Origin of the sequence: Kitasatospora sp. NPDC087315, from assembly GCF_044744345.1 — a bacterium.
In the GTDB taxonomy this organism is placed as follows: Bacteria; Actinomycetota; Actinomycetes; order Streptomycetales; family Streptomycetaceae; genus Kitasatospora.
The window spans coordinates 159,208-171,366 of the sequence record NZ_JBIUYD010000021.1; the positions used below are offsets into that span (position 1 = coordinate 159,208).

Here is a 12,159-nt window from a genome sequence, read left to right on the forward strand (position 1 = left end):
TCCCTGTCCCGGCACCGCCACCGGCAGCCTCTCCGCTTCCCACGCTCTCGAGAGGACCGGGGCCTGGTCCACGGTTGTTGTGGCCATCACCTCCCACCACCGCTGCACTCCGCCATTCCCATCGTCCTCAGCGTGCTCCTTCAGGCGAGCCCGTTCGAAGAGCGTGCCGCCGAGGTGTAGCGGACCGTCGTAGCTGAGCAGCGTCATGGTTGTCACGACCCCAGTGTGCCGTCTGCGGGTAGCGGGATGGTCAGGTCGTCCAGGGCCTGCTGCGCCTGGCCCTTGCTGCTCTTGCCGCCACGGCGCGCCCCGGATTTGGCGTAGTGCGTGGCCATCTTCTCCGACGCCCAGTCGCCGTCCGTGATGGCCAGGATCTCGGCCCCGCTGTAGCCCTGTGCACCGAGGTCGGCCGGTACGCCGGCGCGCAGGCCGTGGCTGGTCGCCTCCGGCGCGTCGAAGTCCGGGGTCCGGGCGATCATCCGCTTCAACGCGCGGTTCACGCTGTGCCCAGTCATCCCGATCCCGGTCTCCGGTACGGGCATCAGGCCGCCCTTGGGGGTGATGCCGCGTAGCAGCGGCATCTCGGGGTCGGCCTGGCCGTACTCGGCGAGCAGCTCCAGGTACCGGCGCACCACCGCGATCGCCACCGGGTCCCGCACGGTGTACTCCTTGCCCGTGCTCCAGCGGTCGTTCTTGCTAGTGCGCTTGCCAACGATCATCTCCTCGCCGCCGTCGGCGAGCGGCACGAAAGCGATCGAGTCGACCCGATAGGAGGCCTGCTCCGAACGCCGGGCCCGGGTGCGGTAGCCGAGGTGAAGGATCACCAGGTCCCGGTAGCGCGCGAGTTCGCTGCTGGCCGTCACACCCGCCTGGAGTTCGGCGACCCGGGCGCGGTCGACCGGCGGCGACGACTTCGGTGCGCGCTTCTCCACCGCGAACCGGGAGGCCTGCTTGCGCATTAGGGCGTTCGCCGCCCGCGTCGGCGGCCACTTCGCGAACCCCGCGTCCGCATTGCGGTCCCGGATCGCCGCCATCGCCAGCCGCAGCGAGGAGACCGGCGCCCCCGTCCTGTCCCGGCCGCCGTGCCGACGCAGGTGCGAGATATAGGAGACCATCGTCGTCTCCGCCGTCCGCGGACCCGGCCGTCGGCCCTCCGCCGCGCACCAGCGCTCGAAGTACAGCCACTGCTCGTCGTACGTCCGTTTGGTGCGCTCTGGCCGGGCGCCCTCCAGATCCTCGGCCGCCTCGGCAGTCAACGGCTCCTCGGCGTCGAAAGCGGGCAGTCCGAACTGAACGAGCGCCTGGTCCTCGTCCTCGACCAGCTCGCCCTCAACCACCTCCTCCGCCGGCACCGGCAGCCGGTTCCCGCTCACGGCTCCTCCGTGCCCGCGACCACCCAGCCGTCCGGCGTATCCGTCATGTTCGTGCCGCAGCCCGCACAGATGGCCGTCGGGCATGGACTGCGCAACTCCGTAGTTTCGACCGGACGGTGCTCGACGCAGGTACCGGTGCGGCGCAGCGCGACGGCCAGGGCGGCCGCGCTGCCCGGGGCCGGCTCGATGCCGAGCAGGTCGTGCTCCAGGACCGCGATCCGTACGGGGTTCGACCGCTCAGCGGGCGGCGCGGCTGGGTATCGGCGGAACCACTTCACGATGACGCCACCACGGGAGCGGCCTGCTGCGTCGTGCAGCGCGGTTCGTTGCAGCGCACCGAGATCCTGGCCGAACGAACATCGTTGAAGCTGGCGGCCGACTCGGTAGGGGAGGTGGTGATGAGCACGGTCGTGCAGCAGTCGGCCAGCCCGCACAACGGGGCGCTGGCCTCCAGACCGCGGCGCAGTGCCCACTCCAGCTCCACGGAGTTCGTGTACTCCAAGCGCAGGTCCCCGGCCTTGGAGGTCAGCTCGAAGGAGTGCTGGACCGAGGGGCGTGCCTGCTCGACGACTGCCTGCAGTTCGGCGTGGAGGATGTCGTGGAAGTTCCGGTCGGCGGCGGCCGGGTAGTCGGGGTGGGTACGCCAGGTACGGGCGGCGGCGGCCAGAAGGTCCCAGCCGATGCTGCCCGCACCGAGGTCCACGTTTTCGCCGGAGTCCGTGGTGCTGGCCCCGAGCGGCAGGACGACGGCACCGGCGCGTGCGGCGCGGGCGGTGGCCTCCAGAGCACGGGCGAGGTCGAGGGCGGGGTGATCCTCGCCCAGTACGTCGGCCAGGGCCCGCGAATGCTCCGTCAGGCGGGCGGCGACGAAGTCGTGGACGGTGTTGATCTCGTCGAGGGTGATGTACACAAGGTGTTCCCTTCGCTGCGGTTCTGTCAGGCCGGGTTGGTGGTTGGTGCTGGCAGTGCCCACTCCGGGCGGTAGTCCGGATGGTCCGCGTAGTCGTCCTCGGCGAGGCGGGCGCGGAGGAACGCCACCAGGTCATCAGTCACCGCATCGCCTCGGCGATGGCGAGGCTGCGTGCCGTGCTGATTTCTTCCTTGGCCGGGGTGCTTCCTGCGGCAAGCCCTTGTGCCTCACGGAGGAGGGCCGCAGCTCGTTCCCGGGGGACACCGAGGCTGGCGGCCTGTGAGTAGTAGGTCTCGACAGCGACGGCCATGTCGATGGTGCGGGCCAGGGTGTTGTCGAAGGTGGTGCCCGGCATCAGGCCGAGGTTGGCGGTGCGCAGTTCATCGTTGGTCACACCGGCATCCTATCTGTACCACCCTTTGTATTGCGTCCTCTAAGTGTATTTAGAGGACGCAATACGAAAGGTGGTACAAACTTGCCGGGGGCCGGCCGGCAGCGGGATAGCCTGGACTCCCACCTCGAGCAGAGAAGGCACTCCCATGTCGAAGTCCGACGCCATCGTGTGCACCACGACCGGATGCGAGAACGCCGCCGCAGTGCCCGAGGACCGGGACCACCGACCGCTCTGGATGGCCGGCTGGCGCTGGATCGGCTCCCAGAACCTCTACTCCTGCCCCACCTGCCCGCCTCTTCTCATCGAGGAGGACGGCGCGCACGTGGCCGGCCCCGTCCTGAGCCGGCGGCAGCCCGCCTGACTCCCGGCTGGGCACCTGTCACGAGGCCGTCGTAGAACGCGCGGTCGCCAACGGCTGCGGATCGCAGTCGTACTCCGCATTGTTCAGATCGGCCATCGTGACGGCGGCACTGCGAGCGGCGGTTCCCAAGTTGTGAAGTGCCAGAGCGGACCCGTCCAAGCCACCGTGGCCGTGTTCGCAGTCGGTTTCCTGGCAGGCGTGGTCGTTGGTGGCGGGGCTGTAGATCAGCTGGGTGCTGTGCACCGGGCAAACACAGACCTCATCACAACGGTGTGGTGCGGTAGTTGTCATGGCGAGAGCGTAGCGGAGGGCCAGGCCGCAGCCCCGGCGAATCACCGGATCGGATGTTCATCCCCCGTTTATTAGTGTTCGTTGTAAGAATCATGAGACCCTGCTGGCCATGCAGATCACCGTGACCGTGAACAACTCCTCTGCCCCCTTCCAGAAGAAGCTGCTCGCCCTGCTGGCCGAGCATGCCAGCAACGTCGCTGTCGCCGAGCCTGACAACCGGTGGACTCCGAAGCGAGCCCGGGCCTACTACGACCGCCTCCCGCCCCGAGCCCAGCAGATCCTGCTCGCTGCCGTCGAGAACGACGGCCACATCGAGGCGGACGAGGTGCGGCATGGCGGCCGGAGCCTGCGTGGTTGCACCAGCGCCTTTCGGCAGGTGCTGGAGGACGGCGTGCGTGCCGGGCGCTGGCCGGCTGCACTGCCGGTGCCGGTTGAGTCGATCTACGGCGGCGGCCGGGTGGTCCGCTTCGACATGCCCGGCTACGGAACCCCGGCAGACCCGCATCAGGCGTTCGTGGATGCCCTCCTGTCGAAGGGCTGAAGGCCTGGTAGAGGAGGGTGACACCGATAAAGGGTTGACAAATGTAACCCATTTATGTACCTTAATGGTTGTCGGAGCGAAACCAGAGGGGATACGATGAACAAGGACCTGCGAGACCTGGTCAAGAAGCTGACGAAGCAGGGGTTCGAGGTGGGACAGACCAAGAGCGGCCACTACGCCGTCCGAAAGAACGGCGCCCGGGTCGCAACCCTCCCCGGAAGCCCCAGCGACCACCGAGCGATGGCCAACGTCCTCGCAGTCCTGAAGCGAGCCGGGTTCAAGCCCTGACACCCACCCCGGGGGCGCCCCGCAAGGCGCCCCCGGGGCAACCCCGTACCCGCCCCGACATCACCCCGCTGAACCATCACCAGGAGACAGCCCATGAACAACCGCCAGATCCCCCAGTGGAGCACATACATCGAGTACGCCACCCACGTAGCCGACGACGTCCACGACCAGATGATGGACCTGCTCACCGACTTCGAACCGGCCCCCACCACCACGCCCAACGGGAACTTCGCCGTCATGATCACCACCACGACCCCCACCGCCGAACGTGCCTACACCGAGGCCGTGGAGACCATCGGCACCGCGCTGCGCACCGTCCACGGCTCCGCCCCCATCGCCGCGATCGAGATCATGTCCACGAAGGAACGGGACCGCCGCTACAGGGCCCCGGACATTCCGGAGCTGACCGACGTACCCGGCGTCGGCGAGATCCTTGGCATCAGCCGCGCGGGCGCCTACAAGAGGGTCAACTCGCCGGAGTTCCAGCGGCAGGTGCCGGTCGCCACCACCGTCAACGGCCGCCCGGTGTTCGTCGTCGACCATGTCCGCCGCTACGCCGACATCCGCACCACCGGCCGACCCAGCAAGACCCCGACCGACCCGCAGTAACCACCCGCCAGGACGGGCGTACTCTGCCCCCAACCCACCCCGAAGGAACACACCGTGGACCGCGAACACCTCGTCCAGGTCTTGGCCCAGGACCTGGAAGCCCTCGACAGCGAGACCGAGGAAGGGCTCGCCGAAATGCCGTACCTCGACCTCGCCGAAGCCCTGGCCGACTCAATCCTGCGGAAGGTCGTGAAGCAGTGACGACCCGCCTGTGGGGCCGCTGGTGGCCCCAGCCCGCCAACACCGACCCGATCGACTCCCACACCCACCTGGAGTGGTGGCCCTCCCAACACGCCGCCGAACAGGCCCTGCGCGAGCGCCTCGGCGCGCAGCCGCCCACCATCGACGGGATCGCACGCAGCACCATGCACCTGGCCGACGGCCGCACCCTGACCGACGCCCAGTTCTACGGCGACCGCGAGCGCTCCCGGATCTACCTCTACGCCGTCACCGGCGAGCCCGGGCACAACCCGCAGCCGGACCCGAAGCCCTACGGCATGCTGGAGTTCGATGGGGACGACATCGTGTTCCGCAACCTGGCCGGCACCGACTTCCGCACTGTCCGCATCGAGATCGCCCATCAGGACAGCGGCCAGGAACTCTACCTGCGCGACATCGTCGTCTACCCCTGGAACATCGGCAGCTTCGGCCGGACTGACGGTCCCCGGCGCTGGACCCGCTGGCTGGCGCACGCCGCCCGCGACGGCCTCGCCCTGACCCTCGACATCCCGGTCCCCGGTCCGCACCAGGCCACCGCCACCGACCTGGACACCAACGAGCAGCTCGCCCAGGCCGTCCTCAACCCGTACCCGTTGGAGGTAACCCGGTGACCGCCACCCTCGATCTCACCTTCGAAGCCACGGTGCTGCAGCTCGGTCTGGACCTCGACCCGCGGCCGGCCGAACAAGCCTTCGTCGACGGCCTGGCCGACGGCTTCGAGCCCGAGACGTTCCTGTGGATCAGCATCCGCCAGCCCGACGGCGGCGCCCGCGTCTTCTACCGTTGGACCGTTGGCGGCCGCGAGCTCGGCGATCGCATCGACCAGGCCGCCCTGGCCGCCGGCCTCGACTGCGCGGACAACTTCCACATCGCCAACCAGCATCTCACCGACACCCAGAACGGCCCGGTCCGGATCCAGGCGCACCCGCTGCGCCCGATCCAGGCCGACGTTGCCACTGGCGTACGGGCGCCCGAGGCCGAGCGGGACGGGCTGCGGCAGATCATCTACCTGGTGGCCACCGACAAGGGGCAGCACGACATCGCGGCCAACCCGGTCGTACCCCGTTGGCTCGGTGTCGGCCCGCGGCTGCTGGCCACGAACCGGTGATGTGCGGCCGGGTCCTGCGCCGACCTACGGCGAGTGCAGGGCGGGCAACAGCGGCGGCCTGGGTGCCCTGAGACGCTCTCTCGGGCACCCAGGCCGTAGGTCAGGGGATCAGGCCGCCTGTGGGCGCGGCCGCTGCTGGGGGCCCGTGTACTCGACCGTGTCGAGTGTCTCGCCGTCCCCGGCAGTCGGCGCCCGGTTGTGCCGCTTCTTCGGTACCGGTCCCTGCCGAGGGAGACGTACCCAGTGCACCCAGTCCGTGGGTGACGCGCCCACCACGTGGTTGTACTGCTTGCCCTCCGCAGGGAACACGGAGATCAACTCGGAGGGATGGGCCCAACCAGCTGCCACGGCGCGTTCGGCGTCGATGTGCTGGAGCAGCCACTGGGGAGCATCCAGCGGGATGGTCGTCTCGTCCATGGCAGCCAGCATGCCAGCTGAGCACAACCCGCGTGTACCGATCGCTAGTTGGGGCCGGTGTTCGAGCAGTCGAACCCGCAGCCGGCCGGCGGGGGCTCGGAGTGCTCACAGCTCGCGGCAACGGGGATTGCAGTGTCCGTGGGTGCACCCCACAGTTCCGCGTCAACCGTGTAGCCAGCGGCAGTGATGGCCTGCCGGGTCCGCCGCAAGGCGTCCGGGTCATGGCGGGTGACGTCGGGGGCCTCGGGAACGTGGTGAACGAACAGCCCGAGGGTGCCGCACAGCCGGGCGTAGATCCGGGTGCACAGGATCTGCGCGTGCCAGCCCTCGTCCACAACCCTGCTGGGCTTCAGCCGCAACTGCGGGAACTCGGAACAGGCGGCGACGAACGCCAGCGACTGGGTGACGACGCGCTCCGCCGTCTCGTGGGCCATCTCCGGGTTATTGCGCATGACGACGGCAAGGACGTCGGTGAACTCGGTGGGGGTAAGCAGGCTGCGGGCGTCCTTCACCCGATCGATCGACGTGCCGCCGGCGGGCCGTTCTACGGTCGTGGTCACGGTCGTGCCTTCCCTGTAGGTCTCGGCAGCCGCAGGCCGCTGCCGGGCCGCCACAGGCTCTCACTGCCCGTTCAGGCCTCGGCTACTGGTCCGCAGCTCGTATGGACCAGCATGCCGTCGCACGGGTGGGCTGAGTTGCACGAAAAGTGAAAGATCGTCAGTTCCGGACTGTCCCGGCGGCACCTTCACGCCGGGACAGTTTCTCGCACGGGCCATACACCCAGCCGGAAACGGGTACGGTCCCGTGCACACGGGTCTAAGGCGCACACGGGACGGGGTACATCATGGCACCACCCAGCAGCATCAGCATCGGGCAACGCCTCAAGGCATACGAGGACGAACGCGGTTTCAGCCACATTCAGCTCGCCCGGCTGGCCGGAGTTTCGTACAGCCTGCTCACCAAAGTTGTCTCCGGGGACAAACCCGCAACCCCGGAGTTCATCAACGCGGTGGCCCGGGCACTCGGCATCGAGCCGGCCGACCTCCAGCCAGGCCCGACGTACAGTGACGGCATGTTCGCCGCAGACCCGCTTCTACCGCTCATGAGCCCGATCCGCACCGCGCTCGACCTGTTCGACCTGCCCCCGCAGGAACACATTCGCCCGCGGTCCCTCGGCGCGCTGCGGGCCGCCGTGAGGCACGTAAACACTTTGGCCCAGGCCGCGAAGTACAAGCCGATGTCACAAGCCCTGCCTGGGCTTATCGCCGAACTCCACACGGCAGCACACGAGTTCAAAGGCGAGCAGCAGCGGCAGGCGTGGGGACTCCTGGCAGAGGCATACCGCTGTGGGCACTCCGTCGGTATCGCCATCGGGATGGCCGACCTCTCCGCAACCGCACTGGCCCGAATGGACTGGGCAGCGCAGCATGCCGGCGACCGGGCGCCAGGCCTGCGCGCCGCCCGCGAGTACCTGCGAGTCACCGCCTACCTGCGGGCCAAGGACCTGAATGCCTGCCGCCGCCTCCAGGACTCCGGACGTGCCCACCTCGACGGCACCGACCCGCGGACACCCGGAGCACTGGTGGCCACTGGGCAACTGCATCTCGGCTCAGCCGTCGTGGCCGCGCGGGCCCGCGACCTCGATTTGATGAAGCACCACCTGGCCGAAGCCCAGCGGGTGGCCATGGTCACCGGCGAGACCACCGACTTCTCCCTGCACTTCGGCCCGACCAACGTCGCCGTGCACAAGGTGATGACACTCGTCGAGTCGGGCCAGCACGAACAAGCCGTCTCCGCCGGGAAGCAGGTCCGCTTCACTCCCGGGTGGGCCCCCACCCGAATCGGGCACCACCACATCGACCTGGCCCGGGCCAACCTCTGGCTCGCCAAGCCGGACGCGGCCCTCAACCACCTCGACGAGGCGTACGAGGCCGCACCTCACCAGGCTTCCCGGCACCCACTGGTCCGCGAAACCGTGGCGAGTCTGGCCCGAGCCGAAGCACGTCGTACAGCCCGGCTGTCAGCCTGGATCGTCCGAACGGGCGTATGACGATCTTTCACTTTTCGTGAAAGTCGAGGCCTTCCGCTGACGGCAATCTAGTGACCAAGGGCCAGTAGCCACCACGGAACTGGAGCGTCTGCTGGCCGCTGTGGCCGGAACGGGCTGCGATCACCGCATAGCCCGTCCCGGCCGTAACACCGCAGCAGCCGTCGATCGTCAGGGAAGCCCACATGGCCACTGAATCAGCGCCCCTGCACCAACCCGCACCACCGAGCCGCCGCAACTCCGCCAGTGGCCTGACCCGCCGTTGGCGGCTGGCCAGCGCAGCCAGCGGGTGGGCCCCTTTTGGCGCGGACGACCAGGCACTTCATGCCGCCTTCAGCACGAGCAACCAGGACAACGGCCATGCTCTCAGCTGATTTCACGTTGGCCGCCGAGCGCCAGGCCATCGGTGCCATCCGCCACCGCCTAGCCGAGAACCTGATCGGCATCGGCGTGCACCTGGGCGAGAACGACACGTTCACCATCAAGCTGCTGTTCGCTGAACTGGCCACCAACGCCATCGTGCACGGGTGCGGCGGGGACCGCTCCGATCTGCTGCTGCCGGTCGAGTTGACGGTCACCGCCGCACACCTGCGGGTGGCAGTCACCGACCCCAGCAACACCCGGCCGCAGGCCCGGGAAGCCGGCTATGACGACACCACCGGCCGTGGCCTCCAACTCGTCAGCGAAATGGCTGATGCCCATGGCGTTGACATGCTGGACACTGGCAAACGGGTCTGGGCCGAGTTCGAGCTCACTGACTCGTTCCTGGTACCGCAGGCCGCAGTCGACGCGGCCACGGTGACTGGCGAGGGTGTCACAACGTTCATCGCCTCGGCCAGAGCCAACGCAGTGGCCCGCCGGCTCCGGCCCCGGCCGATGGTTCGGGGCCTTCCCCGCAGCTGGACGCTGGGCCACCGCATACCCGCCGCGTAGGCCTCCAACCGTCCGGCCCGTAGACCCCCGGCGACCCGCATGGGACATCCACCCGGGCCGCCGGGCACCAAACCCCCGCCGTCGCAGGGCGGGGGCGGTGAACTGCACGTCCTACACCGCCAGGACGCCGCGTTCACCGCACCGCTGGCACACTCCCTCTCATCCCCCTCCCTCGGGAGTGCGCCAGCACTCTTCTCGGCCCAACGACGGCCAAGGAGACGGGGCTCTGCCCGGGTGTGGGGCACCCGGGCAGAGCCTGTTGCCAGAGCACCGAACCCCCTTGGTCACCGCTCCCCCGGTTGCTCGCCAGGCCCGCACCAAACCGCCCCTTCCCCGACCGACCCGATGGAGTACTCCACCCGTGGCCTCGCCCCTTTCCCCCGCACCAGCCGGCTTCGTCGCCGGTGCCGGTCACACAGCGCCCTTGGCACACAGCTCCCCAACGGCCCAGACATCCCCTGCCAACATCCGTGCGGACAAATTCAACCAACGTGCTGACAGACAACCAGAGTTAGTGAGTAGTGATGGCAGCGAAGAAACGACCGCGCGGAGACGTGCTGAGACCGGCCCTCGAGCAACGACGAAGCGGCGCAGCGTTGGTGGGCTGGACGCCGTTGGATGACTACCGGAGCAGCCGGCCGCTCGGCGACTTTGAAAAGATGGCCAACGCACTGCAAACGAGCGCGGTCCTCGCGCACTGCGAGTGCATTACCTGCACGGTAGGGAGAGCGTCGTGAGCTCCGACGAACCTTCGCCTGGCGACCCCTGGGAGGCAGTCCTGGCCTCACCGCCCCACAGCCCGGAACGAACGGCCCGGACCGACCTGAACACGCTTGCGCCGGGTGGACGTGCAATCCTGCCGGTCCCGCCCGCCGAACGCCGAGGAGTCCGCAGGCTGTGGCGGTTCCTGGAGTGGACGCTTCAGGTCGACGTCGCACCGGACCGGCCTCCTGTCCGCCACCGGTTCCGGTGCGCGGGGGAGTACGAGGACGGCCAGCCGTGCGAGGAGGAGGGACCCGTCTGTGACGACTTCGCGGAAGCGCAGCGCTGGGCGTATCGGCACCTCAAGGTTCACCAGGACCACCGGAGCTACGAGCACGTGGCTGTGACACCGTGGTTGATGGTGCCGGCAGAGGAACCAATCTGATGAGTACTGCGAAGAAGGCCGGCCCCAGCCGCACACCGAAGGCAGGTCCCGGGTGCATCGAGTGTGCACGCCTCGCACAGCAGGAACGGGACGCCAACACCAGGTACGACTACTCCGCGGCCGCCGATGCCCGGGTGCGGATGCGTCGCCATCGAAACCAGACACACCGGTGATGGACGACGGCCTGGAGGACTACCGCTCCGCCGTGGAACAGGCCCGGCGGGGACTGCGTGACCCCCGCCGGCTCACCGCCGCCTACGCGGTGTCGCTGGCCGGCATCGCGGTCTTCATCGCAGTGCTGCTCATGCTGCACACAGCCCCCTGACCACCACACAGGAGAAAAGTACACAAATGACACGGAAAGTACAGCCTACCTGTACCGCCGTTAAGCCCGCCGGGTGCCCGTGCGGGTGTGGTGCCGAATCTGCGGCAACCTGCCGCCGGTGGATCCGCATCGCTCAGCGATAGCGGGACATCCACCGATACTCGGACGAACAGCCAACTCCCATTCAAGAGAGCAGAGTTCATGACCACCATCACGCTCCACAACGACGCCAAGGTCGACAGCGGCGCCTACGATCGCATAAGCCGACTCATGACCAAGGCCAGGCCGCTGGCCGAGCAGCACTCCCGACTGAGCCTGCCCGACCAGGTGACGGCCCGTATCGTCAGCACCGAGCAGCTCATCGACCTGATGGCCGACCACGGTGAATGCATCGTGCGGCTGGCCGCCAGCTCCTTCCCCGCCGACTCAGAGGAACGCAGCCAGACCATGGCATTTGTGCCGGAGGCCCGGGAGGAGTACAGGAAGACGACCATGGACGCCTGGCCGACGGTCCACGCCGCTATGGTCTGCCGTTCCGTCGGCGACCCGGAGATGATCATCATGCCCGAGGCGTACGCCGAGAGCCGGGCAACCGACCGCTACCTGACCGGCGTGCTCGTGCACGAGCTGACCCACATCGCCCAGAACAAAATCTGGCCCGGCATGCCCCACGTCCACCTTCGGTGGGGCCTCCAGGACCAGGCCTCCAACCTCCCGCCCGAGCAGCGCCGCAGCCCGTACCACGTCATCGAAGGCCACGCCCAGTGGGTTCAGCGCCAGGCGATGAAGGAGCTGTGCGGCGTGGCCACCGCCGATGTCCGAATCGACGGCGAGCCGGACCACACTGACCGCTTTCGCGAGCTCAGGGCAGGGTCTTCCAGGCCCGACATCTACGACCAGGGCGATGCGTTCATCAGCGCCCTCCACGACGCCGGCGGGTACCCGGTGACCGAGCGCCTGCTCAGGGACGAGAATCTCCTGCCCACCGTCAGCGAGATCACCGACCCCGCAGCCTGGCTGAAGCGCTACGCCCCGGCAATGAACGAAGCGTGAGAACGGCGGCCCCGAACTGCCGCCAACCCCTGGAGGGGGGGGGGGGCCGGCGGAGTGGGGGTGGGGGGGGGGGCGCCCCCCGCCCGGGCCGGTGGGGCGCGCGGGGGCGCGGCGCGGCCGGCGGGGGGGGGGGGGGGGTGCGG

19 protein-coding genes are annotated in these 12,159 nt (G+C 68.7%); 12 read left to right on the forward strand and 7 right to left on the reverse strand.

Annotated features, from left to right (window positions below; all coding sequences use genetic code 11):
* Positions 1 to 212: 212 nt before the first annotated feature.
* The 4 genes from ACIO5D_RS28005 to ACIO5D_RS28020 all read right to left on the reverse strand — a co-directional run bounded on the left by ACIO5D_RS28005 (position 213) and on the right by ACIO5D_RS28020 (position 2,677).
* Positions 213 to 1,373 (reverse strand): hypothetical protein, encoded by a 1,161-nt coding sequence (locus tag ACIO5D_RS28005; RefSeq protein WP_400798335.1) that lies wholly within the window; start codon positions 1,371 to 1,373, stop codon positions 213 to 215.
* Positions 1,370 to 1,651, reverse strand: a complete 282-nt coding sequence (locus tag ACIO5D_RS28010) for a hypothetical protein (protein WP_400798332.1) — start codon at positions 1,649 to 1,651, stop codon at positions 1,370 to 1,372. Before ACIO5D_RS28010 ends, ACIO5D_RS28005 begins: the two co-directional genes overlap by 4 nt.
* The gene (locus tag ACIO5D_RS28015; protein ID WP_400798330.1) at positions 1,648 to 2,283 is read right to left on the reverse strand and encodes a hypothetical protein; all 636 of its coding nucleotides are present in this window, start codon (positions 2,281 to 2,283) and stop codon (positions 1,648 to 1,650) included. The genes ACIO5D_RS28010 and ACIO5D_RS28015 overlap by 4 nt, the downstream gene beginning before the upstream one ends.
* 139 nt (positions 2,284 to 2,422) lie before the next feature.
* Positions 2,423 to 2,677, reverse strand: a complete 255-nt coding sequence (locus ACIO5D_RS28020) for a hypothetical protein (RefSeq protein WP_400798327.1) — start codon at positions 2,675 to 2,677, stop codon at positions 2,423 to 2,425.
* A gap of 145 nt (positions 2,678 to 2,822) precedes the next feature.
* Between ACIO5D_RS28020 and ACIO5D_RS28025 the strand changes: the two genes are divergently transcribed.
* Positions 2,823 to 3,038, forward strand: coding sequence for a hypothetical protein (locus tag ACIO5D_RS28025; RefSeq protein WP_400798325.1), 216 nt, complete (start codon positions 2,823 to 2,825; stop codon positions 3,036 to 3,038).
* Positions 3,039 to 3,056: 18 nt separating this feature from the next.
* Here the strand turns inward: ACIO5D_RS28025 and ACIO5D_RS28030 are convergent, their stop codons facing one another.
* Positions 3,057 to 3,329: a hypothetical protein gene (locus tag ACIO5D_RS28030; protein WP_400798322.1), complete on the reverse strand. Its 273-nt coding sequence runs from the start codon at positions 3,327 to 3,329 to the stop codon at positions 3,057 to 3,059.
* A gap of 109 nt (positions 3,330 to 3,438) precedes the next feature.
* On the opposite strand from ACIO5D_RS28030, the gene ACIO5D_RS28035 reads away from it, so the two are divergent.
* The 6 genes from ACIO5D_RS28035 to ACIO5D_RS28060 all read left to right on the forward strand — a co-directional run bounded on the left by ACIO5D_RS28035 (position 3,439) and on the right by ACIO5D_RS28060 (position 6,094).
* Positions 3,439 to 3,870, forward strand: a complete 432-nt coding sequence (locus ACIO5D_RS28035) for a hypothetical protein (protein ID WP_400798319.1) — start codon at positions 3,439 to 3,441, stop codon at positions 3,868 to 3,870.
* Between the two features lie 96 nt (positions 3,871 to 3,966).
* Positions 3,967 to 4,158, forward strand: a complete 192-nt coding sequence (locus tag ACIO5D_RS28040; protein ID WP_400798316.1) for a hypothetical protein — start codon at positions 3,967 to 3,969, stop codon at positions 4,156 to 4,158.
* A gap of 93 nt (positions 4,159 to 4,251) precedes the next feature.
* Entirely contained in the window at positions 4,252 to 4,767 is a 516-nt protein-coding gene (locus ACIO5D_RS28045; protein WP_400798313.1) for a hypothetical protein, read from the forward strand.
* Between the two features lie 54 nt (positions 4,768 to 4,821).
* Positions 4,822 to 4,968 (forward strand): hypothetical protein, encoded by a 147-nt coding sequence (locus ACIO5D_RS28050; RefSeq protein WP_400798311.1) that lies wholly within the window; start codon positions 4,822 to 4,824, stop codon positions 4,966 to 4,968.
* On the forward strand, positions 4,965 to 5,597 hold the full coding sequence (locus tag ACIO5D_RS28055; RefSeq protein ID WP_400798308.1) for a hypothetical protein: 633 nt from the start codon (positions 4,965 to 4,967) through the stop codon (positions 5,595 to 5,597). The genes ACIO5D_RS28050 and ACIO5D_RS28055 overlap by 4 nt, the downstream gene beginning before the upstream one ends.
* Complete coding sequence (locus tag ACIO5D_RS28060; protein ID WP_400798306.1) at positions 5,594 to 6,094, forward strand: hypothetical protein; 501 nt, start codon at positions 5,594 to 5,596, stop codon at positions 6,092 to 6,094. The genes ACIO5D_RS28055 and ACIO5D_RS28060 overlap by 4 nt, the downstream gene beginning before the upstream one ends.
* Positions 6,095 to 6,202: 108 nt before the next feature.
* On the opposite strand, the gene ACIO5D_RS28065 is transcribed toward ACIO5D_RS28060, so the two are convergent.
* A complete protein-coding gene (locus tag ACIO5D_RS28065) occupies positions 6,203 to 6,511 on the reverse strand; it encodes a hypothetical protein (RefSeq protein ID WP_400798303.1) in 309 nt (102 codons plus the stop codon).
* Between the two features lie 44 nt (positions 6,512 to 6,555).
* Positions 6,556 to 7,071, reverse strand: coding sequence for a hypothetical protein (locus ACIO5D_RS28070; protein WP_400798300.1), 516 nt, complete (start codon positions 7,069 to 7,071; stop codon positions 6,556 to 6,558).
* Positions 7,072 to 7,355: 284 nt separating this feature from the next.
* Between ACIO5D_RS28070 and ACIO5D_RS28075 the strand changes: the two genes are divergently transcribed.
* The 5 genes from ACIO5D_RS28075 (at position 7,356) to ACIO5D_RS28095 (ending at position 12,016) form a co-directional block, all read left to right on the forward strand.
* Positions 7,356 to 8,561 (forward strand): helix-turn-helix domain-containing protein, encoded by a 1,206-nt coding sequence (locus tag ACIO5D_RS28075; RefSeq protein ID WP_400798297.1) that lies wholly within the window; start codon positions 7,356 to 7,358, stop codon positions 8,559 to 8,561.
* Positions 8,562 to 8,918: 357 nt separating this feature from the next.
* Positions 8,919 to 9,491: an ATP-binding protein gene (locus tag ACIO5D_RS28080; protein WP_400798295.1), complete on the forward strand. Its 573-nt coding sequence runs from the start codon at positions 8,919 to 8,921 to the stop codon at positions 9,489 to 9,491.
* Positions 9,492 to 10,224: 733 nt separating this feature from the next.
* On the forward strand, positions 10,225 to 10,638 hold the full coding sequence (locus tag ACIO5D_RS28085; protein WP_400798292.1) for a hypothetical protein: 414 nt from the start codon (positions 10,225 to 10,227) through the stop codon (positions 10,636 to 10,638).
* Positions 10,639 to 10,810: 172 nt separating this feature from the next.
* Positions 10,811 to 10,963 carry a hypothetical protein gene (locus ACIO5D_RS28090; RefSeq protein ID WP_400798290.1) on the forward strand — a complete coding sequence of 51 codons (153 nt, stop codon included), beginning with the start codon at positions 10,811 to 10,813 and terminating at the stop codon, positions 10,961 to 10,963.
* Positions 10,964 to 11,164: 201 nt separating this feature from the next.
* On the forward strand, positions 11,165 to 12,016 hold the full coding sequence (locus ACIO5D_RS28095; protein WP_400798287.1) for a hypothetical protein: 852 nt from the start codon (positions 11,165 to 11,167) through the stop codon (positions 12,014 to 12,016).
* Positions 12,017 to 12,159 lie beyond the last annotated feature (143 nt).

Excerpts from the sequence above, each read along its gene's own strand:
- ACIO5D_RS28080 (WP_400798295.1), top strand. The coding sequence starts at position 8,919 with ATGCTCTCAGCTGATTTCACGTTGGCCGCCGAGCGCCAGGCCATCGGT.
- ACIO5D_RS28030 (WP_400798322.1), bottom strand. The coding sequence starts at position 3,329 with ATGACAACTACCGCACCACACCGTTGTGATGAGGTCTGTGTTTGCCCG.
- ACIO5D_RS28025 (WP_400798325.1), top strand. The coding sequence starts at position 2,823 with ATGTCGAAGTCCGACGCCATCGTGTGCACCACGACCGGATGCGAGAAC.
- ACIO5D_RS28090 (WP_400798290.1), top strand. The coding sequence starts at position 10,811 with ATGGACGACGGCCTGGAGGACTACCGCTCCGCCGTGGAACAGGCCCGG.
- ACIO5D_RS28035 (WP_400798319.1), top strand. The coding sequence starts at position 3,439 with ATGCAGATCACCGTGACCGTGAACAACTCCTCTGCCCCCTTCCAGAAG.
- ACIO5D_RS28075 (WP_400798297.1), top strand. The coding sequence starts at position 7,356 with ATGGCACCACCCAGCAGCATCAGCATCGGGCAACGCCTCAAGGCATAC.
- ACIO5D_RS28040 (WP_400798316.1), top strand. The coding sequence starts at position 3,967 with ATGAACAAGGACCTGCGAGACCTGGTCAAGAAGCTGACGAAGCAGGGG.
- ACIO5D_RS28065 (WP_400798303.1), bottom strand. The coding sequence starts at position 6,511 with ATGGACGAGACGACCATCCCGCTGGATGCTCCCCAGTGGCTGCTCCAG.
- ACIO5D_RS28045 (WP_400798313.1), top strand. The coding sequence starts at position 4,252 with ATGAACAACCGCCAGATCCCCCAGTGGAGCACATACATCGAGTACGCC.
- ACIO5D_RS28095 (WP_400798287.1), top strand. The coding sequence starts at position 11,165 with ATGACCACCATCACGCTCCACAACGACGCCAAGGTCGACAGCGGCGCC.